The sequence below is a fragment of the Sporomusa termitida genome (assembly GCF_007641255.1).
GTDB lineage: Bacteria > Bacillota > Negativicutes > Sporomusales > Sporomusaceae > Sporomusa > Sporomusa termitida.
Genome location: NZ_CP036259.1, coordinates 4,822,602 through 4,846,747 on the forward strand (window position 1 = coordinate 4,822,602; position 24,146 = coordinate 4,846,747).

24 protein-coding genes are annotated in these 24,146 nt (G+C 44.8%); 10 read left to right on the forward strand and 14 right to left on the reverse strand.

The annotated features are described in order from the left end of the window. Positions 1–11: 11 nt before the first annotated feature. The 4 genes from hydF to SPTER_RS22325 form a co-directional block, all read right to left on the reverse strand. Complete coding sequence (hydF, locus tag SPTER_RS22310; RefSeq protein WP_144353045.1) at positions 12–1,235, reverse strand: [FeFe] hydrogenase H-cluster maturation GTPase HydF; 1,224 nt, start codon at positions 1,233–1,235, stop codon at positions 12–14. A 16-nt stretch (positions 1,236–1,251) separates the two neighbouring features. Continuing rightward, positions 1,252–2,649: an aspartate ammonia-lyase gene (locus tag SPTER_RS22315; protein ID WP_144352396.1), complete on the reverse strand. Its 1,398-nt coding sequence runs from the start codon at positions 2,647–2,649 to the stop codon at positions 1,252–1,254. A 65-nt stretch (positions 2,650–2,714) separates the two neighbouring features. Beyond that, the gene (locus SPTER_RS22320; protein WP_144352397.1) at positions 2,715–3,635 is read right to left on the reverse strand and encodes a ParB/RepB/Spo0J family partition protein; all 921 of its coding nucleotides are present in this window, start codon (positions 3,633–3,635) and stop codon (positions 2,715–2,717) included. Next, complete coding sequence (locus SPTER_RS22325; RefSeq protein ID WP_144352398.1) at positions 3,628–4,389, reverse strand: ParA family protein; 762 nt, start codon at positions 4,387–4,389, stop codon at positions 3,628–3,630. The genes SPTER_RS22320 and SPTER_RS22325 overlap by 8 nt, the downstream gene beginning before the upstream one ends. Before the next feature lie 225 nt (positions 4,390–4,614). Between SPTER_RS22325 and SPTER_RS22330 the strand changes: the two genes are divergently transcribed. Next, positions 4,615–5,304: a methionine synthase gene (locus SPTER_RS22330; protein WP_144352399.1), complete on the forward strand. Its 690-nt coding sequence runs from the start codon at positions 4,615–4,617 to the stop codon at positions 5,302–5,304. Continuing rightward, positions 5,301–7,676 carry a homocysteine S-methyltransferase family protein gene (locus tag SPTER_RS22335; protein ID WP_144352400.1) on the forward strand — a complete coding sequence of 792 codons (2,376 nt, stop codon included), beginning with the start codon at positions 5,301–5,303 and terminating at the stop codon, positions 7,674–7,676. The genes SPTER_RS22330 and SPTER_RS22335 overlap by 4 nt, the downstream gene beginning before the upstream one ends. Before the next feature lie 206 nt (positions 7,677–7,882). Here the strand turns inward: SPTER_RS22335 and noc are convergent, their stop codons facing one another. The 4 genes from noc to mnmE form a co-directional block, all read right to left on the reverse strand. After that, the gene (noc, locus tag SPTER_RS22340; protein WP_246105401.1) at positions 7,883–8,863 is read right to left on the reverse strand and encodes a nucleoid occlusion protein; all 981 of its coding nucleotides are present in this window, start codon (positions 8,861–8,863) and stop codon (positions 7,883–7,885) included. Between the two features lie 53 nt (positions 8,864–8,916). After that, positions 8,917–9,636: a 16S rRNA (guanine(527)-N(7))-methyltransferase RsmG gene (gene rsmG, locus SPTER_RS22345; protein WP_144352401.1), complete on the reverse strand. Its 720-nt coding sequence runs from the start codon at positions 9,634–9,636 to the stop codon at positions 8,917–8,919. A 12-nt stretch (positions 9,637–9,648) separates the two neighbouring features. Then, complete coding sequence (gene mnmG / locus SPTER_RS22350; RefSeq protein WP_144352402.1) at positions 9,649–11,526, reverse strand: tRNA uridine-5-carboxymethylaminomethyl(34) synthesis enzyme MnmG; 1,878 nt, start codon at positions 11,524–11,526, stop codon at positions 9,649–9,651. A gap of 98 nt (positions 11,527–11,624) precedes the next feature. Then, on the reverse strand, positions 11,625–13,010 hold the full coding sequence (gene mnmE / locus SPTER_RS22355; RefSeq protein WP_144353047.1) for a tRNA uridine-5-carboxymethylaminomethyl(34) synthesis GTPase MnmE: 1,386 nt from the start codon (positions 13,008–13,010) through the stop codon (positions 11,625–11,627). 266 nt (positions 13,011–13,276) lie between these two features. Between mnmE and SPTER_RS22360 the strand changes: the two genes are divergently transcribed. Further along, positions 13,277–14,179, forward strand: a complete 903-nt coding sequence (locus SPTER_RS22360) for a chemotaxis protein (RefSeq protein WP_144352403.1) — start codon at positions 13,277–13,279, stop codon at positions 14,177–14,179. A gap of 116 nt (positions 14,180–14,295) precedes the next feature. On the opposite strand, the gene SPTER_RS22365 is transcribed toward SPTER_RS22360, so the two are convergent. Further along, positions 14,296–15,063 carry a TSUP family transporter gene (locus SPTER_RS22365; RefSeq protein ID WP_144352404.1) on the reverse strand — a complete coding sequence of 256 codons (768 nt, stop codon included), beginning with the start codon at positions 15,061–15,063 and terminating at the stop codon, positions 14,296–14,298. A 149-nt stretch (positions 15,064–15,212) separates the two neighbouring features. On the opposite strand from SPTER_RS22365, the gene SPTER_RS22370 reads away from it, so the two are divergent. Then, a complete protein-coding gene (locus tag SPTER_RS22370) occupies positions 15,213–15,959 on the forward strand; it encodes a hypothetical protein (protein ID WP_144352405.1) in 747 nt (248 codons plus the stop codon). An 80-nt stretch (positions 15,960–16,039) separates the two neighbouring features. Here the strand turns inward: SPTER_RS22370 and jag are convergent, their stop codons facing one another. The 5 genes from jag to rpmH form a co-directional block, all read right to left on the reverse strand. Then, positions 16,040–16,675 (reverse strand): RNA-binding cell elongation regulator Jag/EloR, encoded by a 636-nt coding sequence (gene jag, locus SPTER_RS22375; RefSeq protein ID WP_144352406.1) that lies wholly within the window; start codon positions 16,673–16,675, stop codon positions 16,040–16,042. A gap of 3 nt (positions 16,676–16,678) precedes the next feature. Continuing rightward, entirely contained in the window at positions 16,679–17,308 is a 630-nt protein-coding gene (locus SPTER_RS22380; protein ID WP_144353048.1) for a YidC/Oxa1 family membrane protein insertase, read from the reverse strand. Between the two features lie 55 nt (positions 17,309–17,363). Continuing rightward, positions 17,364–17,582 (reverse strand): membrane protein insertion efficiency factor YidD, encoded by a 219-nt coding sequence (yidD, locus tag SPTER_RS22385; RefSeq protein WP_144352407.1) that lies wholly within the window; start codon positions 17,580–17,582, stop codon positions 17,364–17,366. Beyond that, on the reverse strand, positions 17,579–17,941 hold the full coding sequence (gene rnpA / locus SPTER_RS22390) for a ribonuclease P protein component (protein WP_144352408.1): 363 nt from the start codon (positions 17,939–17,941) through the stop codon (positions 17,579–17,581). The genes yidD and rnpA overlap by 4 nt, the downstream gene beginning before the upstream one ends. Positions 17,942–18,050: 109 nt before the next feature. Beyond that, entirely contained in the window at positions 18,051–18,185 is a 135-nt protein-coding gene (rpmH, locus tag SPTER_RS22395; protein WP_144352409.1) for a 50S ribosomal protein L34, read from the reverse strand. A gap of 541 nt (positions 18,186–18,726) precedes the next feature. Here rpmH and dnaA point away from each other — a divergent pair. The 6 genes from dnaA (at position 18,727) to remB (ending at position 24,143) form a co-directional block, all read left to right on the forward strand. After that, a complete protein-coding gene (gene dnaA, locus SPTER_RS22400) occupies positions 18,727–20,271 on the forward strand; it encodes a chromosomal replication initiator protein DnaA (protein WP_246105402.1) in 1,545 nt (514 codons plus the stop codon). 279 nt (positions 20,272–20,550) lie between these two features. Then, entirely contained in the window at positions 20,551–21,681 is a 1,131-nt protein-coding gene (gene dnaN, locus SPTER_RS22405) for a DNA polymerase III subunit beta (protein WP_144352411.1), read from the forward strand. Between the two features lie 34 nt (positions 21,682–21,715). Further along, positions 21,716–21,937, forward strand: coding sequence for an RNA-binding S4 domain-containing protein (locus SPTER_RS22410; RefSeq protein ID WP_144352412.1), 222 nt, complete (start codon positions 21,716–21,718; stop codon positions 21,935–21,937). Next, positions 21,934–23,031: a DNA replication/repair protein RecF gene (recF, locus tag SPTER_RS22415; protein ID WP_144352413.1), complete on the forward strand. Its 1,098-nt coding sequence runs from the start codon at positions 21,934–21,936 to the stop codon at positions 23,029–23,031. Before SPTER_RS22410 ends, recF begins: the two co-directional genes overlap by 4 nt. A gap of 4 nt (positions 23,032–23,035) precedes the next feature. Further along, positions 23,036–23,902: a DciA family protein gene (locus SPTER_RS22420; protein WP_144352414.1), complete on the forward strand. Its 867-nt coding sequence runs from the start codon at positions 23,036–23,038 to the stop codon at positions 23,900–23,902. Next, on the forward strand, positions 23,880–24,143 hold the full coding sequence (gene remB / locus SPTER_RS22425) for an extracellular matrix regulator RemB (RefSeq protein ID WP_144352415.1): 264 nt from the start codon (positions 23,880–23,882) through the stop codon (positions 24,141–24,143). The genes SPTER_RS22420 and remB overlap by 23 nt, the downstream gene beginning before the upstream one ends. Positions 24,144–24,146 lie beyond the last annotated feature (3 nt).

A 24,146-nucleotide genomic window follows, 5' to 3' on the forward strand; every position in this document is an offset into this window, starting at 1 on the left:
CTCATTCGCTCCTAATCTTCCAGTATCATCCGGGCCAGGGGGAATGGTTCCAGGGCCCGGTATAAAATACCATGTACCTGAGCAATCAATAGCCCATAATTAACAATTGGCACCCCCGCCTCCCTGGCCATTGCCAAACGATAAAGCATTTCCCGCCGATTAAGCATACAGGCGCCGCAATGGACAATTAATTTATATTTCTTTAAATCCGGGGGAAATGAACTCCCGGAAAACCAGTCGAAATCCAACTCGCTCCCGACCGACTGCCTAAGCCAGCGGGGAATCTTCACCCGGCCAATATCATCAGCCTGACGGTGATGGGTACACCCTTCCGCAATAAGCACCTTATCGCCAGGCTGTAGTGCCCCGATGGCTTTGGCCCCGGCCACGAGAGTTTCAAGATCGCCTTTATGCCGGGCCATTAAAATCGAAAAAGAGGTCAGCATAATACCTGGCGGGGTATCGGCTCCAACCTTCATGAATTCCTGTGAATCAGTGACAACCAGGCGCGGCGGGCTTTTGAGTCCTGCCAAAGCTTCTTTTAGTTCACGTTCTTTAACAATCACAGCACAGGCATCATTATCTAAAAGATCGCGTATTGTCTGAACCTGCGGCAGAATCAAGCGTCCTTTGGGTGCTGCTAAATCAATAGGTACAACCAATACCACCGTATCTCCCGGCGACACTAAATCACCAATAACCGGCGGGCCTTCCCAGTTATCTGGTGCTAACCTGATAAGTAAGCGTTTCAATTCTTCAATGCCCTGACCATTTTTGGCACTAATACTGCTTAACGGTAAAGCCAGCAATGCGCTGTACTTATCAATTAGCTCGGCTGTAACCGGCATAATATCGCTTTTATTGACAACACCGGCCATAGGCAAACCACGCTTGCGGATATTCTGCACCAGCGTCTGCTCAAACTCCGTAACACCCTGTTCAGGCTCAATAACCACAATGGCTAAATCAGCTTTATTGAGAACCTGCAGCGTACGCTCGACCCTTAACTGTCCCAAATCACCAACATCATCAATGCCGGCCGTGTCAATAATCATTACCGGCCCCAGCGGCAAGATTTCCATAGCCTTATATACAGGATCAGTCGTTGTCCCCGGCACAGCAGAAACCAATGCAATATCCTGGCTGGTAAGGGCATTAATTAAGCTTGACTTACCGGCATTACGCCGTCCAAAGATCGCAATATGCAGCCGTGATCCCTTGGGGGTTTCTTGCATATGTTCTCCCACCCTTCTATTTTTGTGACCCGGCGATTCCTGGCCGGGTCATAGCCCGGGGGTCCAGAACGGCATCAAGCTCCTCGGCAGACAGAACAGCTAATTCCAGGGCCGCCTGACGCACACTAATACCGGCCTTCATCGCCCGCCGGGCAACCTTTGACGCCTGATCATAGCCAATATGCGGAACCAAAGCCGTAACACTGACCTGGCTGCCTGCCAATAACAACTGGCAGCGTTCAGAATCTGCCATGATTCCCTGAACACAAAACTCATTAAGTATGGTTACTGCATTTGTTAATATTGACAGGTTTTCCAGCAGATGATGGGCAATTAAGGGCATAAAGGGATTAAGCTCAAGCTGCCCGGACTGCGCAGCCATAGCAATTGCAATATCTGAAGCCATAACATGAAAGGCTACTTGATTAACAGCTTCCGGAATAATCGGATTCACCTTACCGGGCATAATGGATGACCCGGCCTGCCGTTCCGGCAGCCGTATCTCGCCCAGTCCGGCCATCGGGCCAGAAGAAAGCAGTCTAAGGTCATGAGCCAGCTTTCCCAGATTTACTGCCAAGGCCTTAAGCAGACCGGATACCTCAACAAAAACATCTGCATTCTGAATAACATCAATCATGTTTTCAGCCCGGGCTAAGCCAATGCCGGCATATTGCCGCACCCGGTCATTTACCATAAAGATATACTTCCTGTCAGCATTTAGGCCTGTGCCAATCGCCGTACCACCTAGGGCGGCCTGCCGCAGACGTTCCTCAACCTTATACAACCGCCAGCGGTCCCGGGCAATCGCACCGGCGTAGGCACTAAACTCCTGGCCTAACATTACTGGTACCGCATCTTGCATCTCGGTACGGCCAACCTTTATCACGCCGGCAAACTCAGCTTCTTTGGCCTGCAATGCTGCCTGCAGTCCAGCACAACTCTCGCTTAACGGCTTAAGCAGCCATATGGCGGCAATTCTAAGTGCCGTTGGATAAACATCATTTGTAGATTGATGTTTATTAACATGGTTTAACGGATGAACTATATCATAGTCACCGAGACGTCCGCCTAAAAGTTCAATAGCCCTGTTAGCAAGCACCTCATTCACATTCATATTGGTGGAGGTCCCGGCCCCTCCCTGCAAGGCATCAACAACAAACTGGTCACTTAACTTGCCGTTCATTACCTCTTCTGCCGCCGTGGCTATCGCTCGTGCTTTGTCTTGAGGGAGAAAACCCAATTCGCTGTTGACTTCTGCTGCTGCTTTTTTTATTAGGCTTATCGCCTTAATTAGCGTATATGATACTTTATAACCGGATAACGGAAAATTCTCCCTGGCCCGTAAGGTATAAATCCCATAGTATACACCGGCAGGAATTTCCCGTTCTCCCAACAGATCTTTCTCTAGCCTCATATGCAGCTAACCCACCTCCTGCTTCAGAGCCTGATAAATCAATGTTTCACGTGAAACATTTTATTTCACACTACAAGGTGGCCACGAAAGCCGGTATTAACCGACTCTTGCCGGCTGGACAACATTTCGATAATCCGTTCTAAGTCTTCTGGTGAATAATACTCAATTTCAATTTTGCTTTTTAGTTTTCCCGGTTTAATTCGCACTTGCGTGCCTAGCATCATTTTTAAACGATCCTCAAATTCATTCATAAAAAACTGATGATCCGCTACGGTCTCCGGCTCGACTTTGCCCTCAGTCTTCTTGGCCGGACGCCGGGCAGCTAAACGACGTACCAGTTCTTCGGCGTCCCGCGCCGATAAATCTTCCTCAATAATTTGGTTAGCAGCCTCAAGCTGCACTGCCGGCACAGTCAGGGCTAACAGTGGTCTGGCTTGTCCGATAGATAATGTTCCACGTGAAACAAATTCCTGGACCTCAGCCTGCAGGTTGAGCAAGCGTACAATATTAGCAATCATCGAACGGCTGCGCCCGATCTTCTGCGCGACCTCTTCCTGGGTTAAGCCAAACTCCTCCATTAACCGCCGGAATGCCATGGCTTCTTCAATAGGATTAAGGTTCTGACGTTGCAGGTTCTCAATTAATGCGATCTCCATCATTTCTGCATCGGTATAATCACGGATAACCGCCGGAATCTGTTTTAACCCTGCCAATTGTGAAGCCCGCCAGCGCCGCTCGCCAGCTACAAGTTCATACCCACTAAGGGTTTTACGGACAATAACCGGTTGGATGACACCATGTTGCTTAATAGACTGAGCTAGTTCAGCTAATGCCTCTTCATCAAAACTTTGCCTAGGTTGATGAGGGTTAGGCATAATATCTGTAAGGGTAATTTCATTGGTGTACTCCGGTTCTGCATTCATTTCAACAGTGCCCGGAGAACCAAACAAAGCGTCCAAGCCTCTGCCCAATCCTCGTTTACTCATCACCAATCACCTCACGTGCTAAATCAAAATACACTTCTGTACCTTTAGATTTAGGATCATATTTTATTACAGGCTGCCCATGGCTGGGGGCCTCGCTTAAACGGACATTACGGGGAATAATTGTTTGATATACTTTATGACGGAAATGGTTTTTAACCTCATCAACGACCTGAATGGATAAATTGGTACGGGCATCAAACATGGTAAGCACAACACCTTCAAGCGTCAAAACTGGATTTAAATTCTTTTGCACCAGGCTCACTGTACTCATCAATTGTGTCAAGCCCTCCAAAGCATAAAACTCGCATTGAATAGGAACTAGCACCGAATTAGCAGCCGTCAATGAATTAATTGTTAGTAAACCCAACGAAGGCGGACAGTCAATCAAAACGTATTCATAGCTGAATTTTGCCTTATCCAGGGCTCGCTTTAATTTACCTTCACGGGACATCATTGATACAAGCTCAATTTCAGCCCCAGCCAGCTGAATTGTCGCCGGCAACAGCTTAAGATTCGGGATTTGGGTCGGAAGCACAATTGTTTCCAGCGGGACATCGTTTACCAGCGCATCGTAGACACAGCGTTTAATTGAGCCTTTATTGAATCCCAATCCGCTAGTGGAGTTACCCTGCGGGTCAATATCAATAAGCAGCACCCTTTTACCCAGCTCAGCCAGACAAGCCGACAGATTAACCGCTGTTGTCGTCTTGCCAACTCCCCCTTTTTGATTGGCGATAGCAATCACTTTTACCAAACTAGTTCACCTCAAATAGATTGTAGCATTAGAATCGTTTTCATCCTTTCATTCTCCCACCTATGCATAATTTCCTGCCAAATATTTTTTTGATATGAAAAACTTGGTAATGAAACATTAAAATCAATAAATTATTTGTAAATCTGCAAATATCACAGCTTTAACTAATTGGCAAAATATAATATAATGCTAATAATACCGCACTTCATTAAGGAGGTCTTTCCCATGCCGATATATCATCCCCGGTTAACGACTATCGACCTTGATGAAACCAAACGCTATGCAGGGTTAAGCGGTAAAACAGATTTTTCCGCTACACTCCTTTCTGATGCATGCACGCAAGCTCAGCTTTTGGCTACGCCCAGAGGAGTCTGGCAGGTTTACGCCTATGATCAGGATTCACATACCATTATGTCGCCTTCTCCGCTGATACTTACGGCCGAAGCAATTATCAGGCATCTGCAGGGAGCCGCAGAAGTAGCAATAATGGCAGCAACAATTGGCATCAGCCTCGAACAGGAAGTATCTAACCTATTCTCTAAAAATCAATATACGCTAGGCCTGTTACTGGATGCCGCCGGCACGACAGCAGTAGAAATGACCTGTAACGCAGTCTGTTATGTAATATCCGGGCAAGCAGCCCGTTCCGGGCTTACTGCCGGCCGCCGCTTTAGTCCCGGTTATGGCGGCTGGCCAATTATTGTACAGCCTGAAATCCTCCAGTTAGCCTCAGGCGCTGCCATTGACCTGAGCGTTACAGATACCAAAATGCTTGTACCGCGCAAATCTGTCACAGCTATTATTGGTTTATATCCTTATCACCAAACATTAAATTTACATCATGAGCAAGTTCTGTCATGCGATAAATGCGGACAGCCGGGTTGTCATGCACGAAAGGAGACCACTACTGAATGATCCATATTTTTGACGGTGCAATGGGAACTATGTTGCATCAAGCAGGCTTAGCACCAGGAGAATGCCCCGAAGCATGGAATATTGCTCATCCGGAAAAAATAACAAAAATCCATCGTCAATATATTGAAGCCGGTGCAACAATAATAGAAACGAATACCTTTGGCGGCAACCGCATAAAATTAGCTCATTACGGCCTTGAGCAGAAAACAGTTGCCATTAATGCGGCTGCCGTGGCTGCGGCCCGCCAGGCCGCAGGCACTCATGCCCAACTTGCCGGTTCTGTCGGCCCCACCGGCAAGTTTATTGCCCCACTAGGTGATTTAACCTTTGACACTGCCTATGATGTTTTCTTTGAGCAAATAAGTGCGTTGGATCAGGCCGGAATTGACTTTATAATCATTGAAACTATTATCGATATGCAGGAAATGCGGGCCGCTCTCCTGGCTGCCAAAGCAGCAACCCGCAAGCCCATTATCTGCCAGCTATCTTTTGATGCTGACGGCCGCACAGTAACAGGCACCGATCCCCGCACAGCCGCCATCACCCTGGAAGCTATGGGAGCAACAATAATAGGTGCTAATTGCTCATTAGGCCCGGCTCAGCTTTTGCCGGTAATTGCGACCTTAGCCCAGTCCAGTTCCTTAGCCATCAGTGTCCAGCCAAACGCAGGCATGCCGGAGTTAATTAATGGACACACCGTTTTCCCGATGAAAGCGGGCGAAATGGCCGCCTGGATTCCGAAGCTGGTAGCCGCAGGCGCTACTTTTATCGGTGGCTGCTGTGGCACCACCCCGGCCCATATTAAGGCGATCAGGCAAGCAGTAGACAACCTGAGCACTCCGGTTAGCCACAGGCCTCATACTGCCTGCACGGCGTTAACCAGCCGGACCCGGACCCTATACCTTGGTCCCCGGTTTGCACCGGTCATTATTGGTGAACGCATCAACCCCACTGGCCGTAAAGCCTTAGCTAAGGATATTAAAGAAGGTAACCTCATCACAGTAAAAAAGGAAGCGCTGGCCCAGATTAAAGCCGGGGCCGGTATCCTTGATGTTAATATGGGCGTACCTGGAATTAATCAGGCAGCCACCATGAAACAGGTTATCGAAGAATTATCGGTCTTAGTTGATGCGCCGCTGGCTATTGATACAACTGACCCGGCCGCGCTTGAAGCCGGGCTCAGGGCTTATCCCGGCCGGGCCCTGATTAACTCGGTCACAGCCGAAGCCGAAAGGCTGGAAAGCTTTTTACCCTTAGCTAAAAAATATGGGGCAACCGTATTATGCCTGCCACTATCCGACGGCGGCGTTCCCACTACAGCAGCAGAACGAATAAAAGTGGCCAAACAAATTATTGATGTTGCCGTAGAACATGGCTTAAACCGGCAAGACCTGTTGCTTGACGCCTTAGTGATGACAGTAGCAACAGATGCCCGGGCGGCAGCAGAAACATTATTAACGCTCAAGTTATACCGCGAGCATTTTGGCTGCCCTGCCGTTATGGGCCTCAGTAATGTCTCCTTCGGTCTGCCCCGGCGCGATTTAATGAATGCCTCATTTTGCGCGATGGCACTTGCCTCAGGCCTTGATGCGCCAATCCTTAATCCCTTCGATCCGCTTATGCAGGATATCTGGTCAGCAGCCTCCGCCCTCAGCGGCCATGACAGCCAGGCCATTGCTTACAGCAGGAAATATGTTGAACAGCCTGCCCCACCAGTTACTGTTAGTAATACACCACCTGATCTATTAATGCAGATCCGGCAAACTGTTATTAACGGTGAAACAACAGGTGTTGCCCCGCTCATCCGGCAGGCACTTGCCGAAAACTATCCACCTCTCACTATAACTGATCAGGCTTTGACAGCAGCCATGAATGAAGTGGGACTGGCTTTCGGACAAGGCCGCTGCTTTTTACCGCAGGTCTTATTGTCAGCTGAAACTATGCGCATTGCTTTTAATACAATTAAAGAGGTTCTACCGGCCCATACTACCCAGAGTTTAGGAACAGTATTGTTAGCTACAGTAAAAGGCGATATCCACGACCTCGGTAAAAACATTGTTGCCGCCCTGATGGAGAATAATGGCTTTACTGTTATTGACTTAGGAAAAGATGTCGCTCCGGCAGCGATTGTAGCTGCTACCAAAGAATACCGGCCTCACATTATCGGTCTCTGTGCGCTTATGACAACTACACTGCCTCAAGTTGACATAACTATAAATGCCCTAAAAGCTGCTGGTTTCACTGTCAAAACAATTGTCGGCGGTGCCGTGCTTACAGAAAGTTATGCCCTGCAGGCCGGCGCCGATGCCTACGCCGCCAACGGAGTAGCTGCCGTCAATATTGCCAAACAACTGCTTGGCAGCAGCAATTAGCGCAACCCCGATAGGATAGCTGCCTGAGGTAAGCTCTGTTATGCAAACATACCGCAACAGTCAGTACGCTGCCGGCGGCAATGATCGCAATCGTTCCGCCTATAACAAAAACAGAAGTCCTGATACCATAGTTTTATCTGGTATCAGGACTTTTTTTAATCCGTAGCTATAGTCACCACAATACTAAAGTGGCCCTCTTACTATATTTATTTTGCAGGTTGCTGCGGGCGATTATTTTTTACCTGAATATTAATAATAACATAATCGCCTTCAATATCCTGTTTAACTTTGATATCCATACCGCTTTTTTTCATTTGACTGACGACACTATTGATTGTATTGATAAAAATACGCACATCCTTAATTATCTTTACAACCGTTTGTTTGGGAGTTGCCTGTTTTTCCTTTTCCCGGGAAATATTTACGGTATAGGTTTCAATTAAATCCTCTGTTTCCCGTACATTTAAGCCTTTTTCCTTTACCCCGCCGAGTATTTCCAACTGTACATGTGTGTCTTCAATTTTTAATAAAGCCCGCGCATGGCGTTCAGTTAAATTTTGTCCAACCACAGCCTGGCGTACTTCTGACGCAAGTTTTAATAACCGAAGTTTATTAGCAATTGTTGACTGATTTTTCCCTACCCGTCTGGCCAGTTCTTCCTGCGTAAAGTTAAAGCTTGCAATCAAATGCTGATACCCTTCCGCTTCTTCCAAAAAGTGCAAATCTTCGCGCTGCAGATTTTCAATCATGGCTAACTCTGCCATCTCTTTATCCTCAAGTTCCCGCACAATCACAGGAACCTCCGGCAATCCAGCCAAGCGCGAAGCCCGCAATCGCCGTTCACCGGCAATCAATTCATAAACAGGCCCCCGTCGACGGACCAGCAGCGGTTGAATCACACCAAACTCGCGAATGGACGCTGCCAATTCCTGCAAAGAATCGTCATTAAAGGTTTTTCTGGGCTGAAAAGGATTAGGGATAACAATATCAGGCGATACCCGTTGCACTGCTTGCACTTCATCAGCAGAGTCCGTATCTGTATTTAGAGCAGGTTTAGCTGCAACTATTTCATCAACAATAACGGCAGAACTTTTCTCGGGAACAAGTTCAGGAATAGTTGGCGAAGCATCTCCAATACCAAACAGCTTAGCCAAGTTTCTCATGTTTCCACCACCTACAAACAACATTTGCGACTTGCGTTATTTTATATATTCTGCAAGAACTGGAATTTTCCTCTAAATTAGAGCGGTTTTTTTTCCGGTGTTCCCGGCCGGCGGGGATATTCAGCAGGTGTCGCCGCCATCTTTTTAATATAAATAACTGCTCTTTTATCGGCAATACCGGGCAAATTGACAGGTTCCAGCCGGTCGATGCTGCCACCAAGGATTGCTATCGCCCGGGCTGCTTCTGCCACTTCCTCTTCATATTGCGCCCCTTTCAGGGCTATAAACCAACCACCCGGCCGGACAAAAGGCAAACAGAGCTCACACAGAATATTTAGCCTGGCCACAGCCCGCGACACCGCAATCTGAAATTTTTCCCGGTATTGCCTGCCTTTGCCGCCCTCCTCCGCCCGGGCATGTACAAGCTCAACCTCCCGCAGCTCCAGACGGTCAGTCACCGCCTGCAAAAATAGTAATCGCTTATTCAGGGAATCCATGAGTGTCAGTTTTAGATCAGGCCGGTAAATTTTAAGCGGAATACCCGGAAACCCGGCGCCTGTGCCAACATCAATTATACAGGTATCAGTATTAAAAATATCCTGCCGGTAACAGGACAGAGAATCAATCATATGTTTAACCGCCACATCCTGTGGCCGGGTAATGGCAGTCAGGTTTATTTTTTTGTTCCATTCAACCAGTAACTGATAATAACTGTCCATAGCTGTCAGTTGATTGTCTGATAATGCCAGACCATATTCAGTCGACGCTTGCAACAGCAGTTCTTTAAAATCTTCCATACCTTGCCCCCTCTATTCCCCCTGTCGGCTGCGCCGTTGTTCCAGATACACCATTAGTATGGAAATATCGGCAGGTGATACACCCGATATCCGTGCCGCCTGCCCCACTGACAGCGGCCGGATTTTATTAAGTTTCTGCCTGGCTTCTAAGGCCAAGCCACTCATCTGGTTATAATCAATCTCTTCCGGCAAATGTTTAGTCTCCAATTTAGCAGAGCGCTCAACCTGTTCAATTTGTTTTTGAATATACCCTTCATATTTAACAGCAATCTCAATCTGTTCCCTCACTAATGCCGGTATATCAGGCAGGTCAAACTGTGTACGCATTGCCTCATAGGTAATTTCAGTCCGCCTAAGTAAATCATACAGGGTTATACCTGTTCGCAGCTCGGCGGTGCCAAGCGCTGCCAATTTACTCTGTATCTCAGCCACTGGCGTAATTTGCCTGCTTTTTAACAGCGCCAGCGTGTTTTGAATCGCATCACGCTTAACAGTAAACCGCTCGTACCTTTCGTCACTGACTAAACCAAGGTCACGGCCTTTTTCGGTCAGACGCAGGTCCGCATTATCCTGCCGGAGAATTAGCCGGTATTCCGCCCGTGATGTCATAATCCGGTAGGGTTCACTGGTTCCTTTAGTCACCAGATCATCAATCAGCACACCGATATAAGCATCGGCTCGCGACAAAATGAAGGGGGGCTTAGCCTGTGCCAACCTCGCCGCATTAATACCCGCTATCAGGCCCTGAGCGGCTGCCTCTTCATAACCGGAGGTGCCGTTAGCCTGCCCGGAGGAAAACAGCCCTCTGATCTTTTTCGTTTCCAAAGTAGGCTTTAGTTCTGTCGGATCAATACAGTCATATTCAATCGCATAGCCGACCCGCATGACTTCCGCCTTCTCCAGTCCGGGAATGGTCCGCAGGAAAGCCATTTGAACATCAACAGGCAAGCTTGTAGACATCCCCTGCACATACATCTCTGTAGTTCCTGTACCTTCAGGCTCAACAAAAACCTGGTGCGATAATTTATCAGCAAACCGGACGACTTTATCCTCAATTGACGGGCAATAACGCGGCCCTGTCCCTTCAATTAGCCCCATATATAAAGGCGACCGGTGCATATTTGCTCTAATAATAGCGTGGGTCTCGGCATTCGTGTAGGTAAGCCAGCAGGGTGTCTGCTGCCGGGTAGTAATATCACTCATAAAAGAGAAATTATGGGTAATCTCATCACCAGGCTGAATAGCCATTTTCCCGGTATCTACAGTCCGGCCATCCACTCTGGCCGGGGTTCCGGTCTTAAACCGCATAAGCGTAATACCTAAAGCGCGAAGTGTTTCGGACAATTTTACTGCCGGCCGCTGTCCGGCCGGTCCGCCAGGATAGTTAATGTCACCAATGATAACCCGGCCGCGAAGATAAGTGCCTGTAGCTATCACAACACAGGCAGCAGCGTACAACTCCCCTAACTCAGTAACAACACCTGCAACCTGGCCATTCTCAACAAGAATCTGTTCAATCAGTGCCTGTTTAACAGCCAAACCCGGCTGCATTTCCAGCGTATGCTTCATAGTTAGCTGATACAGCTGTTTATCAGCCTGCGCCCGCAAAGCATGAACAGCAGGGCCTTTGCCGGTATTAAGCATCCGCACCTGGATACAGGTCTTATCAGTATTAATACCCATTTGACCGCCTAAGGCATCAATCTCCCGCACCAGATGGCCCTTGGCCGGTCCGCCTACAGCAGGATTACACGGCATCATTGCTATATTATCCAGATTAAGTGTAGTGATGAGCGTCCGGCAGCCCAGCCGCGCGGCCGCCAGGGCAGCCTCACAGCCGGCATGTCCTGCACCAATCACTATTACATCATACTTTCCTGCCTGAAACAAATTCCCTTCACCTCATTAATTAATTAGAAAAACTTGGCTTATGCCAAGTCCTTTAGGACGCCGGCAGAAGCCGCCTGTTAATAAATATTCGCTCGTGGCTATTTACCAATACAAAACTGAGCAAATATCTGATCAATAATATCCTCACCGATAGTGTCGCCGGTAATTTCCCCTAGTTTCTCCCAGGCGGCCCGCAGATCAACAACAACGCAGTCCGGCGGCAGGCCGCGCTCAATCGTTGCCAAAGCCTCGGCCAGTCGTTGATTCGTTTGCCGCAGAGCATCTGCATGTCGAACATTATTCACAAAAGCGGCTTCACCCTGACTGACCTGACCCTGATAAACCAAGTTCGCTATTATCTCCTCCAGCTCGGCCAAACCTTCTCCCAGTGTTATCGAAGTTCTTACGACCAGCCTGTTGCCGCTATACTGCTCCAGGGCTGTAAAATCAAGCAAAGGGGGCAAATCACTTTTATTAACAATAATAATAGCCTGTTGACCTGCAAGCAACTCTAATATTGCCCGGTCTTCCGGTGCCAGCGGCATGGAAGCATCCAAAAGCAGTAAAACGAGATCAGCCTGCTTCACTAATGCCTTAGCCTTTTCCACACCAATTCGCTCTACAATATCAGTTGTTTCATGAATTCCTGCCGTATCAATTATTTTAAGCGGTATCCCGCGGATATTGACATATTCCTCAATGCTATCTCTGGTCGTACCGGGAATATCCGTAACAATCGCCCTTGTTTCCCGCAGAAGGGCGTTAAGCAGGCTAGACTTGCCCACATTAGGCTTACCAATAATTACTGTCGCCAAACCTTCCCGCAGTATCCGGCCGGTCTGAGCTGTGGCCAACAGTTTATCCACATCTGCTTGCACCTGGATAATAAGCTGCGCTACATCAGCGGCTGCCGCTTCCTCAATATCTTCTTCCGGAAAATCGATGGCCGCTTCCAGCTGGGCAATCATACTAAGGATAACATGGCGCAGGTGTTTAATCTCTGTTGATAACAGCCCGGAAAGATTACCCACTGCCGTCTTGAGTGAAGCATCAGTTTTTGATCTGATAATATCAATGACAGCCTCAGCCTGAGCCAAATCAAGCCGTCCATGTAAAAAAGCCCGCTTGGTAAACTCACCAGGCTCAGCCAGCCTGGAACCCAGCACAAGCGTCAGCTCTAAAATTCGCTGTAATGGCACTGGTCCACCGTGACAATGAATTTCGACAACATCCTCCCGGGTATAAGACCGGGGTGCCCGCATAAGGATTAATAGCACCTCATCAACCGTTTCGCCGCTCTCTGGATCAATAATGTCACCATATACAACCTGATGTGACACAATCCTTGCTGCCTGCTTACCGCTTTTACTGCTGAACAGCCTGTTAGCAATAGCCACAGCTTTATTGCCGCTAATTCTGACAATACCAATGCCGCCCTCACCCACCGCTGTAGCTATAGCGCTAATTGTATCATTGTCTGTCAGCATATTCAAAAAAACTCCACTCCTTGAGTCCTGTAATCAACACGTAATCTAAATAAACCGATAAATGTAATATTATTCCCTATACCTTGCCCTTTTCCTGCATAAACAATAATTAATATAGTATTTACAGCCAAAAATGAAAATACACATTAATTTATTCTTACAGACAAGTTGCTAGCAGGTAAAAGATCTCTAAGATAGAAATAAATAGGTAATTAAAAAATGTCTATATTTGTCGTTATAGAAAAAAGAAAGAAGGGCTGGCAATGTCTGAAAAAAAAGGCATTTTACTGGAAACTGGCACAAATGAATTTGAAATAGTTGAATTCTCAATAGGCCCGGTCAGCTACGGCATTAATGTGGCTAAAGTCAGAGAAGTAATCAACCCCTTACCGGTCACCAAAATGCCAAATGTCCACCCCTGGGTTGATGGTATCTTTACCCTGCGCGGCCGGGTTATGCCATTGATTAACCTCCCCCGCTGCCTGAACAGCCAATCAACCACAACCTCACCCAAAATTATTGTAAGCGAGCTTAACAACTACTATGTAGCCTTCCTTGTTGATGAAGTATCCAGGATTCACCGGATCTCCTGGACAGCCATGGAGCCACCCCCTCATATCGCCAACTCAGAAATGGTTGTCGGCATTATAAAAATGGCCGATAAGATGGTGGTTCTGCTTGATTTTGAAAAAATAGTAGCCGAAATCAACCCCGAAATGAATCAGAAATTTAATGAAGTTACCGAACAGTCAGCCGATATAACGGCAATTCGTAAGAATAAAACAATTTTAGTGGCTGAGGATTCCAAACTGCTGCGGGATTTATTATTAGGCACCCTGCACAAAGCCGGTTACGCCAATATTATCCTGACAGAGAACGGCCTGGATGCCTGGCAAAAAATTGAGCAATTAAGCGGCAGCGGTGAACCCATTGAAAGCAAAGTGCAGCTAATAATAACAGATATTGAAATGCCCCAAATGGACGGCCATCATCTTACCAAACGTATTAAAGAAAATGATAAATTGAAACATTTGCCTGTCCTAATCTTCTCCTCGCTCATTAATGAAGAGATGCGGATCAAAGGCCAGTCAATCGGGGCTAACGGCCAGGTCTCAAAACCTGAAATAAACCAATTAATTGACCTTGTTGATAAATTCATTCTCTAAAGGGTAGCGATTATTTTTAGCCCTTAGGCTGCACAACATTTAACTTTATAAATTCTGACAGGTTAGAAAATCGGCTACCACTGAGGTAGTCGATTTCCTTATCCTCTCAATCGGCGCTACTTCATTACCAGATCCCATAATTGTTTGCCAATCAGCAGACTGGTCATGCTAATAAATAATGGACGTACATAGGCAGTACCGCTTTTAATCGCAACCTGTGAACCGGCAATTGCACCGGCAATCATGGCTCCCCCCATGATAAAGCCATAATAAAAATTCACTGAATCAAGATAAATGAATGTTATCACCGCAGCAATATTACTGGCAAAATTCATTACTTTAGCATTGCCTGCTGCCACTACAAAATCAAACCCCAGCATCAGAAAGGAAAAAATAAAAAATGAACCGGCCCCGGGACCAAAAAAACCGTCATAAAAACCAATCGCCAGCACAGACAGGGCAATAATTGACTTTGTTTGCGGAGTAAGTCCCTGATACGTTGATTCTGCGCCCCAGTCTTTTTTTAAAATAGTATATATAGCCACGACAATTAGCAGCACAACCACCAATGGCTTTAAAAACTCCGGTGGAATGTGACGAACCGTATAGGCGCCCAAAACGGAACCAATAAAGGATAAGGGAAACAGCCAAACGACCAGACGGCAGTCAATCTTGCCTGATCGCAAGAAAGAAATTGTACTTGTGATTGAGCATAGCGAGCTGGCAAGTTTATTAGTACCTAGCACCACACTCGGCGGTAAACCGGTAAACATAAGTGCCGGTAAAGAGACTAAACCGCCCCCGCCTACAACCGAATCAATAAAAGCAGCAATAAAGCCCGCAATAAGTAAAAATAAAATAATTTCAGGGCTAATTGAATCCAAATTAACATCTCCTATTGCGCTGAGCACACAACAATCAATGCTCTTATCATAAACCGTATCAGATTTATAAATCAAGTACTTTTTCACTTTCTTATATTGTCAATAAATTCCCAGCAGTGTACAATATTGAGTGAAAGTGAGGTGCCTGTATGGCCTGTGAACACAAGTATTATAGCCTTATCCTCAAAGGCTGCTCCCGGCAGGAAAACCTGCGGCAGCAGCTGGAGAATGTCTTATTACGCGGAAAATTAGCCATAAAAATGGCAATTGACCAGATGCCGTCTGTTATAATATATAAGGGTAAAGTTAACAATATACTGGAGATACTGCCAATATTTACAGCCGAAAAGGCGGCAATCACAGTTACCTTTGGCGGTGTCCCGCAACCATTGCCTCTAAAAAAAATCTACCCTCATTTTTCAGAATTAACGCCTGACTTACAAGCATTATTAACCCCTGTTCCCCAAAATCTCTGGTTAGGTGAAACCATACATTTGATTATAGCGGCAACATTTTTAGAGGAAAATGGGGCATTGATCATATCCAGCCATGCTATCTACTTTGTTGATAAACCGGCAGACGATACTAACTGCCGCTGGCTTATTATTCCCTATACTCAAATTACCGGTTTCCCGGCTGTGTCCCCGGGAAACAACCTGATAATAAACTGTTGCGATCCTAACGGTTGCCAAACCAATACCTTCTCACTGCAGGCAGAGTCCTTGCCCGCTGCTGCAACAGCCATCCGTAAGGCCAAGGCTGCCAAACACTATTTAACAAAGGTTAGAACAACCTGCCTTGGTTGCGGTTTCTTATCTGAAGATTATGCAGACAGCGCCCCGTTCGAAGCCCTTTGTCACTGTGGTCAGCCCTATGAGCGGATAATTATTGCTTAAAAGCCCTGTGCCGGCCAACTCCGGCACAGGGCTTTTCTACGGCAAAAATAAAGCCGGGGCATATGCCCCGGCTTTATTGCTTATCTTTTTAATGTAATAACCACTTTGCGATAGGGTTCATCGCCTTCGCTATAGGTGACAATACGATTATCACCCTGAAGAGTCATGTGAATGATTTTGCGTTCCTGCGGACTCATAGGTTCAAGAACTACCCGCTCACCCCGTCGCTTAACCTTATCGGCCAGCCGCATAGCCAAGCGGGAAAGTGTTTCTGCCCTGCGCTTGCGATAGTCTTCAACATCTAAAACAATGCGGCTGCGCTCATCAGCGTCACGATTGGCGGCCAGATTAGTCAGATATTGCAAAGCATCCAGCGTTTGACCATGTTTACCGATCAATATGCCTAACTCTTCACCCCTGAGGTTAATGACCACATGGTCCTCATTATTCACGCTCTCCATACTAACATTAATTTTCATAGTCTTAAATATCGAGTTTAAGAACTGCTTTGCCTCAGCCACCGGATCAATAGGACGAATAGACACTCTTACTTTGGCAAGCTTAGAACCGATAAAACCAAACAATCCTTTGTTCGGTACCTCCAGCACCTCATGGTCAATCCGGTCACGGCTTACCCCTAGCTCGGCCAGAGCCAATTCAATGGCTTCTTCAATTGTTTTACCAGTCTTTTCTGTACATGTAAGCTTACCGTTCATAAGTTAACGTGCCTCCTCACGAGCAACCGGCGCATTATTACGATACATAAACCACTGTTGGCCAATCTGGAACATATTGCTTACTACCCAGTAGAGTACTAAACCCGCCGGGAAAGTTAAGCTAATATAACCAATAAATATGGGCATAAAGATTAACATCATTTTATTTTGCTGCGTCATCTCTGTCGTTGTCTGTTTTTGCTGAATGTAGGTAGTGAGGGCCGATAATACAGGTAATATAAAGGTAGGATCAGGCTGAGCCAAGTCTGTCATCCATAAAAAACTTGGTGGCAGCAGAGCATATTGATAATCCCGGATCGCGAAAAAAATCGCTATTAAAAACGGCATTTGCACAAGCAGCGGCAAACAACCTGCCAAAGGGTTTACCCCAGCTTCTTTATACAAATTAGCAAGCTCTTTATTAAGCTTCTCCGGATTGCCCTTGTATTTTTCCTGTAATTCTTTCATTTTCGGCTGAATATCCTGCATCGCTTTCATTGACTTTACCTGCTTAACAGTCAGCGGATACATCAGCGCTTTAATCGCGATAGTTAGTAAAATAATCGCTATCCCATAATTAGGAAAGCCAATACTGGTAGTCACATTATAAAAGAAAGTCAATGCAGTTTGCATAATATTGCTTAAAAAATCCAAAAAATTTCCCTCCTGCAAATAATTGGCTGTTTATTTAAACAGGATCATACCCGCCGGGATTAAACGGATGGCAGCGTAAAATACGCCGGATAGCCATCATCGAACCGCGGGCAACCCCATACTTTTCAATAGCTGTTAGTGCATACTCAGAGCATGTAGGCACAAACCGGCAGCTAGGCGGTTTTAACGGCGACAAAAACAGCCGGTAAAATTTTATAGTGCCGATAATAAAACAGGTTATAATCTTTTTCATAATTTTTCCGCCATCAGCTTAGCTTTAGAGCATATTTCAAGAAAAGCCTTAGTAGTCTGGGCCTGTCCAGCTTTAACCAACGGCTGACGGGCAACAAGAACTAAATCAACCCCATTCAGTATCTCGCCCTGATGAAGTCGATATGCTTCTCTTAACAAGCGTTTTAAGCGGTTGCGCACGACAGCAGGTCCTAAACGCTTGCCGGCAGCAAAACCAATCCGGCGTTTGCCAGAACGATTCGGCAAAACATACAGCACCAACAACTTGTTGGTATAGGACTTGCCAGACCGGTATACTGCCTGAAAGCTTTTAGTTTGGCACAGCCTGCCGCATTTAGGCAGCGTAAACCTTTTGACCATTGTAACCATCCGGTTTCTATAATTATTTTTTGGAGATGCTCATAATTAATGAACTATTATTACAAGCATCCCCATCTGATGGAAAAAATAGGCCACGAAAGCGGCCTACTTATGCTGACAATTTTTTTCTGCCCCGGGCACGTCTTCTTTTAATTACGAGCCGGCCGCCTTGGGACGACATACGCTCACGAAAACCATGAGTTCTTTTCTTCCACAGCGTATTCGGTTGATAAGTACGTTTCATCTCTAAACACCTCCTTATACAAGCGGAGACAAACAATACACTGAAATTCACAAAATTTCACTAGCTTAGATTATAGACCAGCGCAAGGCCGTGTGTCAAGAATATTGGCAACGGCAAATTAGTAGTTCTGTGGATAAAATTCATCTTTTTAGGTCGCTGTCGAAAATATCTTGTTGATAACTGGCACATGATTTGTTAATATAAATTATGCAGTTATCAACATCGCCTGGGGATACTATTGATTTATATACATTTTTCGTGACTTATCCACAAAAACCATGACTTATTCACAGACTTGTCCACAAAGTCTTATAACTTGATAATACACGGTTGCGGGATTATTATGTCCCGCCGTTGTATTTTTTTTTCGCCTTAAATACTGAATGAATAAAACTTATGCACACTTGTTGATATCTTTGTGGATAACTTATGTTAATTATCCGTATATTTTGTGGAAAACATTGTAGGAAAGGACTGATTAGCTAAAATGAGCGCGGATACCGCTTATATGGCAAGCATTTGGCAACAGGCCCTGGTACATATGAAAAAAGCTTTTATAAAACCGCTTTTTGAAACCTGGATCAAATCAACAATACCCTTGTCAATTAACGATTCGGTTATAGAAATCGGTACGCCGAAATTATTTGTCAAAGAGTGGCTTGAAAGCCGCTATCTGCCTGTTATTAAGGCTGCCTTAAAAGCTGCCGCTAATAAAGATTTTGAAATTGTCCTAATCAATATGGATATCGAAATGGAAGGTCTTGAAGACAGCCCCCTCCTCACAGCGGTAGAAGAAGCTGAAAATGATATTAATATTGAATCCATTATTTCTGCCGAAATCCAGAATACATACAAGCCTGATTCTAAACCACTAACCGCTCATCATGATATATCCCCTGATGATTTCCTTAGTTACCTTGACGATATCAGCGATATACCTGAAGCGGCAGCCACACTGTCCCCGACCCGATTAACAGCACCGGTCCCCTCTCCCCCAGCCTCCAGCCACCAGGATAAAAGGTCGGCCCGCAACCAGCAGCTCTACAATCTCCCCCCGGCCGATGAATTTATTCTAAATCCTAAATATGTGTTTTCCACCTTTGTTATCGGCAATTCTAACAGATTAGCCCATGCTGCCTCATTAGCCGTTTCCGAAGCCCCCGCTCAAGTCTACAATCCCTTCTTTATTTACGGCGGCGTAGGACTTGGCAAAACCCATCTCATGCATGCTATTGGTCATCGTATTAAAGAAAACAACCCCAATATGAAAGTTGTTTATATATCAAGTGAGAAATTTACCAATGAACTGATTAATTCCATTATCAGCGGTAATCCTGAGAATTTCCGGCAAAGATACCGGAATATTGATGTTCTGCTCGTTGATGACATTCAATTTTTATCAAAAAAAGAACACACGCAGGAAGAATTTTTCCATACTTTTAATACTTTGCATGAAGCAAATAAACAAATCATCATTTCCAGTGACCGGCCGCCACGTGAAATTCAAACCCTGGAAGACAGGCTTAGATCCCGCTTTGAATGGGGTCTGATTACAGATATTCAGACTCCGGATCTGGAGACAAGGATTGCTGTACTGCGGAAAAAAGCAATGATGGAAAGCCTTAACGTTCCCAATGAAGTTGTTGTATATATTGCCAGCAGAATCGAAAACAATATCCGCGAGCTTGAAGGTGCCCTGATCAGGGTTATCGCCTATGCTTCGCTCAATAACCAACCAATCGATATTGATCTGGCAACCGAAGCCCTCAAAGATATCTTCCCCAACGGCCGCCCCAAACAAGTTACCGCAGAACTTATCCAGGATGTCGTTGCCAGCCACTTTAAACTTAAATTAGAAGATATGTCGGCCAAAAAACGTACCCGCAATGTGGCCTATCCCCGGCAAATTGCCATGTATCTCTGCCGTGAACTAACCGAAACCTCATTGCCTAAGATCGGTGAAATATTCGGCGGCAGAGATCATACTACAGTTATACATGCCCATGACAAAATCAGCCGTGAAAAAAATATGGATGCCAAACTTAATAATACCCTCAAGGATTTGATTAAACGTATTGAGTCCTAGTACAAACCTGTGTATAACTACCGGCTTAACCTGTACACAAAATGTTAATAACCTTATTCAGTACTTTTGCTGTTGATATGTGGATAACCTCGATAACACTTATCGACATATTATAAACAGCCAAATTTCATATACCATCAACACTCGACACATTTATCAACATATCAACAGCCCCTACTACTATTACGGCTATTCTATTAATATATGCGTTAAATAATAATAATATTACAGCCTGATTCAAATTTTTTACTGATCCACAATATGCAAGGAGGCTTCCCTATGAAAATAACCTGTGCCAAAGACCAGCTCAATCATGCAGTGCAAACTGTCCAAAAAGCAGTAACTGCAAAAGCGGCACTTCCCATCTTATCCGGCATCTATATATCAGCCCAAAACAATAAACTTGAGCTGCAGGCCACTGATTATGAAATCGGTATCAGCTGTGCTATTGATGCTCAAATTGATATCCCCGGTCAAATTGTCTTGTCTTGTCGCTATTTTCAGGAGCTGGTAAAAAAACTGCCAGGTGAAACGGTCGAAATAGCCTCATCCGCTGAAGACCGGACAATAAAAATTACAGCAGGTACCTCACAGTTTAATCTTCTAAGCCTGCCGGCAGGAGAATTTCCTGTATTAAAACCATTATTTGATAAGTCGGCCCAGGAGAATTCTTTAGTTATCAAAGATAATCTGCTCCGCGATTTGATCAAAAGAACAGTTTTTGCTTGTGCAACTGAAGAAAGCCGGCCAATCTTTACCGGCGCATTATTAGAATCGACAGAGTCTGACGTCCGTATGGTTGCTACCAATACACACAGGCTGGCATTAAAAAAGAGCATATTGGAAACAACTAATACTAATTACAATCCCCTTAAAATTGTAATCCCCTCTAAAGTTCTTAATGAGCTGGCCCGTTTGTTATCTTCAGAGCTACCGGTTGATGTAAATATCTGCTGGGAAAAAAACCGAGTAGCTTTTCGTTTTGAAAATGTCTATTTGGAATCAAGAATTATTGAAGGCCAATATCCGGATTATAACCGGGTAATACCGCCGCAATTTGGCACTGTAGCCGCAATTAATACAGCACTTTTTATGGATGCTGTCGAACGTGTTTCCTTGATGGCCAAAGACGGCGAATACAATGTTATTAAATTTCAGTTTAATCATGATCAGGTTATTATTACCTCTAATAATCCTGATGTAGGTAAAGCCTATGAAACAGTGCCTGTTACTACAACCGGGACCGAAATAACAATTGCTTTTAATGCCAAGTATGTAACTGATATTTTAAAAAATATTGGCACTCCGGAACTTCATTTTTCATTAAATACACCACTTAGCCCGGCTAGTATAAAACCTGTCAATGATGAAAATTATACCTATATTATCACTCCGGTACGTACAAGCTAATTGCCGGAAAGATTGGCTATACGGAGGAAAACTCATGGAAGAAATCGAAATACATACAGCGGAAATAAATATGGACCAACTGTTGAAATGGGCAGGTATCATTGATAATGGTGCTCACATCAAACCTTTTATTGAAAACCGGCTGATTACCCTTAACGGCACGATTATCACTGAACGCCGCAAAAAGGTTCGGCCTGGGGATATCATTGCCATTAAAGATATTGGCAGTTGGAGAATAGTTACAGGTGAGGTATGAGAGTAAATCGGCTTTTGATGCGTAATTTCCGTAATTATGTAAATATAACTATTAACTTTACGGCAAATATTAACATCTTTGTCGGGCAAAATGCACAAGGAAAAACTAATTTATTAGAGGCTTTGTATTTTTTAGCAATGGGTCGCTCTCACCGTACGAATACCGAGCAGGAATTAATCCGCTGGGAACAGCCTGCTGCCGCTGTCGAGGTTATTTTTAACAGGCAGGATATGGAAAATTCTCTAAAAATCAAGCTTATAACCGGCCAAAATAAGGAAATACTATATAATAGTTACCCCTTGCCGGCCCGAGAACTGGTCGGTTCACTTAATGCCATACTATTTTCGCCAGAAGACTTGTTGCTAATAAAAGGAGCGCCGGCTTTACGTCGGCGCTTTTTGGATAATGAGATTTCTCAGGCCAACCCGGCGTATTATCGGCAGTTACTGAGCTATAACCGGATACTTGGTCAGCGTAATAACCTGCTAAAAAAAATCCGCGAAGGCAAAGCCAGCAGTGATATGCTCTATCCATGGGATGAACAATTAGCCGGAGCTGCTGCCGGTATTGTCAAAAAACGTTTAGAATCAGTTAGAAAGCTGACAATGCTGGCTAATCTCCATCACCGTAAAATTACTGCCAGCCGTGAGAATTTAACTGTGGCATATTTTTTAAATGGCTCAGATCAGGATAAGATTGAGGATTTAAGCGGCTGGTATCATGAACATCTTAATCGTCAGCGTAAACAGGATATTATGAGTGGAAGTACAGCCATTGGGCCACACCGGGATGATTTGATTTTTTCAGTCAATGGCAAAAACATGCGTAATTTTGGCTCGCAAGGGCAGCAACGAACCGGTGTATTAGCTCTAAAGCTGGCCGAATTAGAGTTTATAAAATCAGAAACAGGAGAATATCCTATCTTATTATTGGATGATGTCATGAGTGAACTTGACGCCGGGCGCCGTTCTGAGTTACTCTTATTTATTAGGGAGCGTGTTCAGACCTTTATCACTGCAGCTGACGAACAATACTTTTCTGAAGCAAAACTGGGAAAATTTTACCGGGTATTAGGCGGTACAGTAACGGAGTGATATATTGTTTAAGCTAAAAGATGTATTACCGGCTACGCTTAAATCAATGGGAATGACAAAAAAATATAATGCCCAGTCCGTAATCGTTCACTGGCAGGAGATTGTGGGTGAGGAAATATCCAGCCACTCCTGGCCGATTTCAGTGGAACGGAATATTTTATTTTTAGCTGTGAATAATTCTGTGTGGAGTCATCACTTAATGATGCTTAAACCGGAAATTATCAACAAAATCAATAAATTCTTAAATGAAAAACTAATTTATGATATTAGATTTCAAGCAGGAGATTTAAAAAAATACCAGAATCAACAAGACGATGGGGAAAATATTACTATTTTGCAGCCTACAAAACTTACGACTGACGAATTAGCTGCTATTTGGCAAGCAACGGTAGTGATTCAGGATCACAGTCTCCGGAAAAAATGTTATTATATGTTAATTAAGCAGACTGCTATTACTAAAACAAAACAAAAAGAAGGCTGGAAAACTTGTAAAAACTGTAGTGTCTTGTTGCCTCCGGCTCAAGATTTTTGTACAGCCTGTAGTATTGAACATAAACAGGAACAAAAAATGTCGCTCATTAGGCTTTTAAAGGAGGCTCCCTGGCTTAGTTATCACGATACTTGTCAGTTTGTTGCCTGCAGTCCGCGGGAATACCATGCCACTAAAAAAGGCCTGGTACATAAACTGATCCGTGCCTTATTTGAACCAGGCTGGGACAAGCTGAATGAGGCTGTCTTGGTTATGCTTATGACAGGCATTCCACCAGACAGAATAAATCAAAGCACAATTGATACAGTAATTGGAAAAATTAAAGTGCGACTTGCGGAAAAAGTCAGGAGGAAAAAATATGTTTCTGCACCTGGGCGCTGATACAGCCATTCCTTTACGTAGTGTAATTGCTATTTTTGATTTAAAGATATCCAGTTCAACCGCGACAGAACAATATTTAAAAAAGATCAAATCTCTGAATAAAGTTATTGATATATCCGATAATAGTGCAAAAAGTTTTATTATAACCGACCAAATTGTTTATCTTTCAGCTATATCATCACAAACACTAAAAAAAAGAGCTGGTCATTTATCGGTCGGAGATGAGGAATACGGGGGTTAAGTA